10 protein-coding genes are annotated in these 10878 nt (G+C 52.4%); 4 read left to right on the forward strand and 6 right to left on the reverse strand.

From position 1 onward, the window contains the following. Positions 1-91: 91 nt before the first annotated feature. The 5 genes from JFN88_RS12275 to JFN88_RS12295 all read right to left on the reverse strand — a co-directional run bounded on the left by JFN88_RS12275 (position 92) and on the right by JFN88_RS12295 (position 6613). Entirely contained in the window at positions 92-1111 is a 1020-nt protein-coding gene (locus JFN88_RS12275) for an acetyl-CoA carboxylase carboxyltransferase subunit alpha (protein WP_199019591.1), read from the reverse strand. Continuing rightward, positions 1101-1973 carry an acetyl-CoA carboxylase, carboxyltransferase subunit beta gene (gene accD, locus JFN88_RS12280; protein WP_199019592.1) on the reverse strand — a complete coding sequence of 291 codons (873 nt, stop codon included), beginning with the start codon at positions 1971-1973 and terminating at the stop codon, positions 1101-1103. Before accD ends, JFN88_RS12275 begins: the two co-directional genes overlap by 11 nt. A 131-nt stretch (positions 1974-2104) precedes the next feature. Then, on the reverse strand, positions 2105-2293 hold the full coding sequence (locus JFN88_RS12285) for a hypothetical protein (protein ID WP_028561914.1): 189 nt from the start codon (positions 2291-2293) through the stop codon (positions 2105-2107). Positions 2294-2404: 111 nt separating this feature from the next. Further along, positions 2405-2890 carry a phosphatidylglycerophosphatase A family protein gene (locus JFN88_RS12290; protein ID WP_199019593.1) on the reverse strand — a complete coding sequence of 162 codons (486 nt, stop codon included), beginning with the start codon at positions 2888-2890 and terminating at the stop codon, positions 2405-2407. 105 nt (positions 2891-2995) lie between these two features. Then, positions 2996-6613: a DNA polymerase III subunit alpha gene (locus tag JFN88_RS12295; protein ID WP_199019594.1), complete on the reverse strand. Its 3618-nt coding sequence runs from the start codon at positions 6611-6613 to the stop codon at positions 2996-2998. 138 nt (positions 6614-6751) lie between these two features. Between JFN88_RS12295 and JFN88_RS12300 the strand changes: the two genes are divergently transcribed. The 3 genes from JFN88_RS12300 (at position 6752) to JFN88_RS12310 (ending at position 7986) form a co-directional block, all read left to right on the forward strand. Further along, positions 6752-7078, forward strand: a complete 327-nt coding sequence (locus JFN88_RS12300) for a YtrH family sporulation protein (protein ID WP_199019860.1) — start codon at positions 6752-6754, stop codon at positions 7076-7078. A gap of 3 nt (positions 7079-7081) precedes the next feature. Beyond that, the gene (locus JFN88_RS12305; RefSeq protein WP_199019595.1) at positions 7082-7594 is read left to right on the forward strand and encodes a sporulation membrane protein YtrI; all 513 of its coding nucleotides are present in this window, start codon (positions 7082-7084) and stop codon (positions 7592-7594) included. Positions 7595-7692: 98 nt separating this feature from the next. Further along, positions 7693-7986, forward strand: coding sequence for a YtpI family protein (locus JFN88_RS12310; RefSeq protein WP_199019596.1), 294 nt, complete (start codon positions 7693-7695; stop codon positions 7984-7986). Between the two features lie 31 nt (positions 7987-8017). On the opposite strand, the gene JFN88_RS12315 is transcribed toward JFN88_RS12310, so the two are convergent. Then, the gene (locus JFN88_RS12315; RefSeq protein ID WP_199019597.1) at positions 8018-9364 is read right to left on the reverse strand and encodes a DRTGG domain-containing protein; all 1347 of its coding nucleotides are present in this window, start codon (positions 9362-9364) and stop codon (positions 8018-8020) included. Between the two features lie 130 nt (positions 9365-9494). Here JFN88_RS12315 and JFN88_RS12320 point away from each other — a divergent pair, with 130 nt between their 5' ends. After that, positions 9495-10850, forward strand: a complete 1356-nt coding sequence (locus JFN88_RS12320) for a sensor histidine kinase (RefSeq protein WP_199019598.1) — start codon at positions 9495-9497, stop codon at positions 10848-10850. Positions 10851-10878 lie beyond the last annotated feature (28 nt).

The following is a 10878-nucleotide window of genomic DNA, read 5'->3' on the forward strand; positions in this document are numbered from 1 at the left end:
AAGCCGGATATTCCTATATTTCAAAAAAAATTCACATCTTCATTCAACTTACACGATTCTGCGGGCCTTGTACAGCCTGTTTACAAAAAAATTACACTTGGGCTCGTACAGATTCCACTGACACCGAATCGTCAGCAGCCTGCTCCTGTATAGATACAGCTTCCGTGAAGGCGCCAATCTTGCGGAACTTTTGATAGCGGTCTTCGACCAACTGTTCCGAAGTCATAACCGACAGCTCTGACAAATGCCGCTGAACGGCCTCGCGAAGCACCTCGGCCAGTTGGGCCAAGTCGCGATGCGCCCCGCCTTCCGGCTCGGGGACAATTTCCTCGATAATCTCAAAACCAAGCAGATCTTTGGCTGTTATTTTCATAGTTTCGGCTGCCTGATCTGCTTTGGAAGCATCCTTCCACAAGATCGAGGCTGCGCCATTTGGCGAAATCGCCGAGTAAATGGCATTCTCCAGCATCAGGACCCGGTTTCCCACTCCCAACGCCAGCGCTCCGCCACTGCCGCCCTCGCCAATGACGATGCAGATGATCGGCACGCCAAAGGTCGCCATTTCGCGCAAATTGCGAGCAATAGCTTCGGATTGGCCGCGCTCTTCGGCTGCATTTCCAGGATAAGCTCCTTTTGTATCAATAAGGGTTACAATCGGACGCTTGAACTTGTTCGCCTGCTGCATCAAACGCAGCGCCTTGCGGAAGCCTTCGGGATGAGGATGGCCGAAAAAGCGAGCAATATTGTCCTTGGTGTCTTTCCCCCGCTGATGGCCGATAACCGTCACCGGAATGTCTCCAAGCTTGGCCAGCCCGCCCACAATTGCCAGATCATCCGCGTACAAACGGTCTCCATGCAGTTCAATAAAATCGGTGAACACAGCATGAATAATATCCAGCGAGGTCGGACGCTGATGATGGCGAGCCAAATGCATCTTTTGGGCAGCCGTCAGTTCGCTGTACAGCTCCTGCTTGAGCTGCTGGTACCGCAATTCGAGACGGGAAATCTCATCGGTGAAATCAATCCCTTTCTCCTGTCCGAATCTTTTCAGCTCATCGATCTTCATCCGAAGCTCCAAAAGCGGCTTCTCAAATGGAAGCTCACCGGCCATAAGCAACATCCTCCCTTACGGTATGCATATCCAGCAGCTTGGTCAGCAGCCCTTTTAAATCTTTCCGATGAACCACCTTGTCCAATTGCCCATGCTGCAAGTTGAATTCGGCTGTCTGGAAATTGTCCGGCAGCTTCTGACGGATGGTCTGCTCGATGACAATCCGTCCCGCAAAGCCGACAAACGCGCCTGGCTCGGCCAAATTGTAATCGCCAAGCATGGCAAAGCTTGCGGTTACCCCCCCGAATGTAGGGTCCGTCAGCACAGAGATATACAGCCCGCCCTCGCTCTGAAACTTGGCGAGAGCTGCGCTTGTCTTGGCCATCTGCATCAGGCTTAGAATACTCTCCTGCATCCGCGCTCCGCCTGAGGTGGAGAAAATAAGAAGCGGGACGCGCTTTTCCAGTGCCTGTTCAATCGCACGCGTAATTTTTTCCCCGACAACCGATCCCATGCTGCCCGAGAAAAAATCAAAGCTCATCACTGCAACCACAACAGGGAATGAGCCGATTGCGCCTTCTCCGGTTACAACCGCTTCACGCAGTCCCGAGCTTTTCTTCTGTGCCACCAGCTTGGATGCATAGCCGGGGAACTCTAGCGGGTCCACCGATTCCAGTCCTTCATCGAACTCCTGGAACGAACCTTCGTCGATAATCATCTGAATTCGCTCCCATGCATTCAAACGGAAATGGTGGCCGCAAGAAGAGCAAACCTTCAAATTCTTTTCCAGTTCCTTGCCATATTGAATCGTTCCGCACTTGGAACACTTATTCATCAGTCCTTCCGGAATGTCCCGCTTGGGACGGTCCGTTACCGAAGGAACGGTCGCATACTTCTTTTTCTGAAATAAGTCCTTAAACATATGTGACACCTCTTAGGGGGCGCAATAGTATTGCAGCGGTTGTCTGGCCAAGGCTCCACCCGCTATTCGCTTAAGGGGAGATATTCCGTACAAGCCGAACGCCTAGCCGCTGCAACCGAACAGGGGGACACTCATGAATGGAGAATGGAATTCAGCACTTCCTGTACTTCATCCAGCTCTCCGGAAGGAACCAGTATCTCGTATTGTTGTTTGGAGAGATTGATCGGGCGCAGTTGGACTAAAAAGCCCTCTTCCGTCAAACGTGATTTAATCGTCTCCGCAATCTTGGTTGTTGGCGCGATATAGATAACCGTCCACATGAATGAACCCCCTAAATCGTCTGGATCAGGCCGTATAATGGAATAATGATATCATAACTCATCTTTTCACCGCAACAAATGGGTTTTTCTGCTGCAAGCCTTCAGAGTCGATTAGGGCTGATCATAATGCCGCGCTTTCGGGTCCTTGTGGGCGATCCGGGCTGAGGCAGCAGCGGCCAAGCCTGCTACTAAATCATCCAAAAATACGTGAATGTGCTTGCCTTTCTCGTTCAGTTTCTTAATGATCCCGGGCTTGACTTTATCTAAATATCCGAAGCTTGTCAACCCAATCATGCCGTAAACATTTGTAATGCCAAGCGCCATCGTTTCATCTACACCATAAAGGGATTCATCGGCCTGCATGATCCCTTGCAGCGGCTGGGGAAGCTTCCCTTGCTCGGCCAACTCATCGAGCGCAATGCCTGTATACAATACGTACTGCACTTCCCTCTTGGCAAGAACCGCCCATACACTTTCCAGACAATCCTCTATCGTCAAATCGGCGTTATATGGATGCTGAAGCATATGCACAATTTCCGCTACAGACTCTATGGTGACCCCACGGCGGTTCAACAGGTTCTCCAGGCTCTGTGGCAATGCTTATCCCTCCCGCTAGCTTGTATGTCCTAAGCTTATGCGGGATAGGAACCTAATGTGACTAAAAGTTTCAAGGATAACAGCACATACTGCCTGTCAGGCCATTTATCTGATAACCGCAGAGCGGCTTCCCAGCAACTTCCCGATGTTCTCGAGCAACTCCGGTGAGGGCTTCACGCTATACTTGTCGCTAAGCGCCAGCGTCCGCTGATCACGCTCATAGAACAGCACCGTCTCCAACTCGCCGGGGTGGGCGGCAATGAGCGATTTGAGCTGCTCCAGCCGTCCTTGCTCTTCTTTGTCGGCAGCGATCTTGACATAAAGCCGTTGCTTGCGCGGCGCGGCGCGGCGCGATGCAGCGACATTCCGCTTGTCGGACTTATCCGATGCGGATACCGGAACCACCGGCAACCCGGAAGCGGATGCTCTCGCTCCAGCAGCCCCGGCAGCAGGCCGATCCCCTCTACTGCTCGCCGATCCCCTGTAGGACTGCGCTTGCTGAAGCATTCTGGCTGCCTGCTGGGGCAAATTGCTCGATTCCATCGGAACGGCAGCCTCTACAATAAGCTTGAGGTCCTCCTCCTCCCGCTGTACGGTGGCCTGCACCAGCAGCAGCGCTCCCTTGGCAAACTCATGCTGGCTCCGCTTCCACAGCGACGGAAAAGCTACGGCCTCCACACGCTCCAGATGATCCTCCAGCTCCAGGAAGCCCATCGCCTGGCCCTTCTTTGTCGTGAACGGCTTGACCGAAACTACCATCACCCCGAGAACTACGCTGGCGCCATCCTCGCTGTCGTACAGATCAAGCATACGCGGCAGACCGAGCCCGTCCAGCTGCTGGTCATAGCCATTCAGCGGATGCCCGGAGAGAAACAGCCCCAGCAGCTCACGCTCCAGTTCCAACTTCTGAATCGGGCTGAATTCGGCTACCTCCGGCATCTCGACATCCCAATTCTGGACTTCCTTGAAATCGAACAGCTCGATTTGCAGTTCCTCGCGCTCTTTGCGCCATTTCAACGCCGCCTCTACCGTCTCGTCCAACGCCGCAAGCTGCTGAGCACGATGCCCAGGCAGCGATTCCGCCGCGCCTGCCTGAACAAGGGATTCAAGCACCCGTTTGTTTACCACCCTCAGATCCACCCGCCGGCACAGATCAAGAAGGCTCACGAACGGCTTATCCAGCCGTTCTTTCATGATCGCCTCAATCGCGGTTGTTCCAACATTTTTCACGGAAGCCAGGCCAAAGCGTACCGTGCCCGCCGATGGGGTAAAGCTCACTCCGCTCTCCATAATGTCCGGCGGCAGAACAGGAATGCCCATCCGTCGACATTCATCGACATATTGCGCTGTTTTCCGATGGTTGCCGGTGACAGATACAAGCATAGAAGCCATAAACGGGACAGGATAATTAGCCTTGAGCCAGGCGGTCTGGAAGGCCAAAACCCCATAAGCGGCGGCATGGGCCCGCGGAAAACCATAATCTGCGAAGCGTACAATCATATCGTACACGCGGTCTGCCTCTTGTCGGGCATACCCTTGACGCAGACTGCCTTCAACGAAATGCTCCCGCTGCTCGTCGAGCACCTCCCGCTTTTTCTTGGAGACAGCGCGCCGCAGCAGGTCTGCTTCGCCAAGCGAGAAGCCCGCCATAACAGCAGCAATCTGCATAATTTGCTCCTGATAGACGATAATGCCGTACGTATCGGCCAGTATCGGCCTCAACGCTTCATGCGGATATTCCACCTGAATTTGCCCGTGCTTGCCCTGAATATATTTAGGAATAAATTCCATCGGACCCGGACGATACAAGGCCAGGACGGAAACAATGTCCTCAAAGCCGGAAGGCTTCATATCCTTCAATACCCGTCGCACTCCCGAAGACTCGAGCTGGAAGATACCTGTTGTTTCTCCTTTTCCCAGCAGTTCATAAGTAGCCGGGTCCTCATAGGAAATTGTCTTGAAATCGATCTCCTTGCCATACAACTCCTTGATCCAGCGAATGGCCCGTTCCAGAATCGACAGCGTACGCAGACCGAGAAAGTCCATCTTGAGCAGTCCGACCGCTTCCAGGTTCTCCATTGAATATTGAGTAAGCGCCGTCTTCTCCGTCCCACTCTGCAGCGGCACATAGTCGGTCAGCGGCTCCCTGGAGATGACAACACCCGCAGCATGTGTCGAAGCATGGCGCGGCAATCCTTCGACCTTAATCGCCATATTCAGCAATTCCGCCGTCTGCGGCTGCCGGCTCGCCTCCTGCAGCGCGTCAACCCCCTGCAGCGCTGCTCCGAGTGTAATCCCGAGCTGATGCGGGATCAGCTTGGCGACACGATCAACCTGCGCATAAGGCACATTCAGCGCCCTTCCCACATCGCGCACCGCCGCTTTGGCCGCCATCGTACCGAACGTGATGATCTGGGCCACATGTTCAGCCCCATACTTTTCCGACACATAAGCGATAACCTCGTCGCGGCGCTCGTCATTAAAATCAATATCGATATCCGGCATGGAGATTCGTTGCGGATTAAGAAACCGCTCGAAAAGCAGCTTGTGACGGAGCGGGTCGACATCGGTAATTCGCAGTACATAAGCAACCAAGCTTCCCGCCGACGAACCGCGCCCCGGTCCGGTGCGGATACCCTGTTCATGGGCAAAACGGATAAAGTCCCAGACGATCAGGAAATAATCGGAGAAGCCCATGCTGGCAATGACCGACAACTCATAATCGAGTCTTGCCCTCGCGGCTTCCCCAGCGCCCTCTTCCTCCTGCGGCGTTCCGAATTCGGGATAGCGTTCCTGCAAGCCATGTGCGCACAATTCCCGCAAGTATGCCTGGGCATCAAGGCCTTCCGGCAGCGGACTGAACGTCGGCAAAACCGGTCTGCCAAGCTCCAGCTCCAATTGGCACTGTCCGGCTATCCGCACAGTATTCTCGATGGCGCGCGGCACATGGCGGAACAGATCCGCCATCTCAGTCTGACTCTTGAAATAGAGCTGGTCAGTCACCATCTTCATCCGGTTCGTGTCATCCACGGTCTTGCCTGTCCCTATGCAAATCAGGAGATCCTGCAAAGCAGCTTCCTCACGACGCATGTAATGCACATCATTGGTCGCTGCCAGCTCAATTCCCGTCTCTTCCGCAAGCTTCAACATGCCTTGAATAACCTTCTTCTGTTCGAGCAGCCCGTGATCCTGAAGCTCCAGGTAGAAGTTTCCCCCCACCGCTTGCCTGTAACGCAGCGCGGCGGCCTTCGCCTCTTCATAACGGTCATGAAGCAGATGCTGCGACACCTCTCCGCCGAGGCAAGCGCTCAACACAATCAGACCCTCGGCATGAGCGGACAAAGCCTCAATATCTATGCGCGGCTTGTAATGAAAGCCTTCCAGATGGCCGATGGAACACAGCCGCATCAAATTTTGATAGCCGGTGTAATTGCTGGCCAGCACGATCAAGTGATAGATAGGCTGGTCCTTGCGGGACCCTTTATCATGGCGGGAGCCTGCCGTAAAATACATCTCGCAGCCGATAATCGGCTTAATGCCGCGTTCTTTACATGCACGATAAAACGGAATGGCGCCATACATGACCCCGTGGTCCGTCAGCGCCAGCGCTTCCATTCCCAGTTCCGCCGCCTTGTCCACCAGTTCCCTGATGCGGGCGGCGCCATCGAGCAAACTGTATTCGCTATGCACATGCAGGTGAACAAATGCATCTCCACTGTTCATTTGACGTCCGATCCTTCCGGTTTATATTTATTCTATTTTATCATAATGTGCATGCAGACGCCCATAAAATGAAACAAGCCCTCTGGGCAGACCAATGGCTGATAGTAAACCTATAAGGGACGGTGACATGCCTTGAATATGAATGTGTTTTTATCGAAAACAGCTGTTGATTTCTTTATTGCTTTCGGAGTCGTCATTGGCGGAGCGCTGCTTGCAGGAGTCGGCTCGGTGCTTGTGCTGCAAGCTCCGGGCACCGTTATGCTGGAGACTGCGGCCAAGCTCAAAATTTGGGCAATTGTAGCAGCGGTAGGGGGCACGATTGATCCGATGCGGGTTATTGAATCCAATATGCTTGAGGGGCATCTGTCTCCTGTTGTGCAACAGGTGAGCATCATTATAACAGCGTTCCTGGGCGCGCATATGGGGACGGAGCTGATCAAAATGATTTGCGGGGAGGTATTGTAGCCCATGCGCGTACCGCCCTTCGAAAGGTATCGCGGATTTACGCGTGCAGCCGGGTGCTTCCTCCTCGGCGCCGTAGCAGGCGCTGCAGTCCTCCTCAGCATCAGCCACGACCATCTAAATGCGCTGCACCTCACAATCGACAAGCTGAATACGGTCATTGAGGAGAAAAACCATGATATCACTCAGCTTACTGAATATAAAAATGAACACAACAATGTCATCAAAACCGTCCATGTCTATGTCGAAAACAATCGGTTGAAAAATTCCTCCTCCAGTCTTGATTTGCGCACCGAACTGGAGCTGAAAAAAGCGGTAAAAAAGGATTTTGATATTTTTCTCGGACGAAAGGTCTATGAAATCGGGGACGATTCACGGCTTGCCCGGACATTGCTTGACAATAAGGTGTACACACTTGGCATCGACAGCAAAAAATATCAGATTCAGGTCAAAACGATGCTCATTGTCGATACCTCCCTCACCGTCTGGGTAACGGCAAAGATGCAGCCAGTGCTATAAAATGATACAATGGTACAGGCGCCCGTATCAGCCTGGCTGTGCCGGCATTCATTAGTCGTCAGTGTAACCCCTATCACAAAGGAGCGTGTCGAATCGTTATGGCCGTTGTACAATGGCTGCTTGTTGCAGGAGTATTGATTGCCTTATGCTTTACCACTTATTACAGCTATAAGGCGCGCCGTTCGCATGAAGTTCGCGACCGCGGATTATATACAGCCCGGATGAACATCAGCATGGGATTGATGCTCGTACTGCTGTCGCTCGTTCAGATGGTCATGTTCAGCGGGTCTACCGTTAGAATGATTGTCGGCGCTGTATTTCTGGTGCTCGGACTGTTCAACCTGTTTGCAGGCATCCGCAACCGCACCCTTTACTTGACCATGAAGCAATAAGCCGGGATATCCATCCTCGGCTTTTTTTCATCTATGGGTCAATCATTTGTGCGCTCAGCATCGCCTTGGCGGCCAGCCCGTGATCATCGACAATTTCGATCTCCAGCTTCGCTGATTTGCGGTTCATTTCCAGCAGACGCGGCACGATCGAAATTTCATGATCAATCTGGGTGGGGCGGACAAAGTAAGTGGTCACGCTCTCCAGAACGTGGTCACGCTTGCCGATCTCCCAGATGAGCAGCCGCCCGGCTTGCATCAGCAGTGCCATCAGCACGCCCTCCGATACAGTCCCCAGCGGGCCGGACATCTGCGGCGTCATCCTCCCTCTGTACAACCAGCCCTCCCCCGTGCGTTCACCGGTAATCTTCGAAAATCCGCTCCACATCAAATCGTCAAAGGTTTCACCCGACTGCGGCTGCTTACCGGCAAACGGCATAGCTGCAAGCACCTCCTGCCGGGTGACAACCGCGATCAGCTTCCGCTGGCGGTCTACAATCGGCAGCAGGTCAATACCCTCGGAGGCCATGGTATGGGCTGCTGAAGTAATAGGCGTATTCGCGCGGACCGTAATCGGATTGCGGGTCATCAGCTTATCCACTGTATGAGACAGCGGATTCCCTGCCGCGTCCCGGGATGTGATAATCCCCACAATCCGTCCTTTCTCGTCAACAACCGGGAAGCGGGCGCGGCCGGTCTCCCGTTGCAACCATTCAAATGTTTCCAGTGTATCGCCCGGATAAAGCGTCTCCAGTGTCTGCCCGAAAGTCACAATATCCTCAATCCGCATAATTTTCTGCTGGATGAGACGGTCATAGATCGCCCGGTTAATAATGGATGCGACAGTGAACGTATCGTGCTTGCAGGATATGATCGGCAGTTCGCGCTCATCTGATAGCCTCTTGACCTCGTCACTGGTATCGAAGCCTCCCGTAATAAGCACTCCCGCTCCCTCTTCCAGCGCATAAAGGTGCGCATCTTCACGATTCCCGACAATAAGCAAGCTGTCCGCATCAATATAGGACAGCATTGCTTCAAGCTTCATCGCCCCAATGACGAATTTTTGCAAGGTTTTATCAAGCCCGGCGGCCCCGCCCAGCACCTGCCCGTCCAGTATCGTGACAATCTCGGAGAAGGTCAGACGGTCATGATCGCCGCGCTGCTTCTTCTCGATGCGTACGGTACCGATTCTCTCTCTTGTACTGACGATGCCGATCTTCTCAGCTTCCTTCAACGCCCGGTATGCCGTTCCCTCGCTGACCTGCAGCGCCTTGGCGATGGATCGCACCGATATCTTCTCGCCAATCTTGAGTTGCTGGATATATTGCAGGATAAACTCATGCTTGGTTAATGCTTCCTCACCGAAATCTATCGTCCCCATCGGTTAATCCCCCTTGCCGATATAAAAAACATTTTCATTTTAGACCAAAAGCAAGTAAAGTAATAAAGACAAATACATTATTCTTTTTTGACCCAGACGACCTGCACGGCCGCCTGAAGGAGAAACACGCATGAATTACATCTTGCATTCATTCATCACTTTATTCTTTTTGACCATTCCGCAAACCTTTATTTATTTGATGTTCAGTTTTTTATTTTGGGGAATCAAGGTGGAGCGCCTTGCTGCCAAGCTGCTTGGCATCAGCGCTGTCCATGCGCTGTACTTGCTAGTTATGGCGGCTGTCCTTCCCGCTTCCGTACATATCGTGCATTCACTGCTATCTTTGGCTTTGCTTTTCTTCTGGATGTTCCGAACACTTCGCATTCAGACGCGGCTGCTTACTCAGATTACCTTTTGTTTGATCTTGATCGGTTCTGATCTGGCTTTATTTTTGATCGATTCCAGCTTGCGGGGCTTGATATGGGTGCAGGAAGCGAATGTATGGGACAAGCTGCTACTGCACTGGCCGTTGTTTATTTTGATAGCGGGGATTTGCTGGCTGCTGCATAGACGCTCCTTCTATCCAGGTAAAAAAATAAGCGCCTTGCTCAAAAACAAGCGACATCGTCCCATATTTTTGTTCTGCATACTCTTCTTTATTCAGGGCATAACGCTCACAACTTATTTCTTGTCCCGTTATTTTACCCGGTATGATCATATAACCAAACTTTTGTTCCTTATCGGCTTATTCTCTACTGTGTTTATCAGCATGATGGCAATTTGGCTTATCATTAAAACAAGAGAGGAAGCTATCAACGCAACACGCAGCGTCTACTTCAGCGATGTCATGCAGATGCTCACATCCATTCGCGGGCAGCGCCATGATTTTCTGAATCATATTCAGGTCATATCCGCCATGGTCACCATGAAAAAATACGAGCAGCTTAAATCCTATATTGAAGAGGTCGCCATCGACCTTCAGTCGCAAAACCGGACCAGCAGCCAGGCGCCTGCAGCCGCTGTCGCCGCACTCGTACAATCCAAGCTGACCGCCGCCAAGGAGCAGAACATTCGCTTCGATTATGCAATCCCCGAGCGTTTTCATACGATGCATGTAAAGAGCATCGACTTGATCCGCATTCTGGGCAATCTCATGGACAATGCTTTCGATGAAGCGATGACGCTGCCGCATAAGGAGCGCTACGTCCGCCTCCTCCTGAGACAGCATAATGATGAGGTGGAAATTGAAGTTCATAATAACGGCCGACTGCTCGGCAAGGAGGATCGGCTTATGATGTTCACACCCGGCTACACAACGAAAGCGGATCATCACTCCGGGCTCGGACTTTCCATTGTGACCGACCTTGTCAAACGGTACAACGGTTCCATCGATGTACACTCTGAGCTGCAAAATGGGATTACGATCAGAATTGTGTTGCCGGATCAATGCCCGGTCGAAGCGGAAGGACAGGAAAAAGTGATTTGATTTCCTTAGCAAATAGAGCCGGGGGGGG

Origin of the sequence: Paenibacillus roseus, from assembly GCF_016424485.1 — a bacterium.
In the GTDB taxonomy this organism is placed as follows: domain Bacteria; phylum Bacillota; class Bacilli; order Paenibacillales; family Paenibacillaceae; genus Paenibacillus_D; species Paenibacillus_D roseus.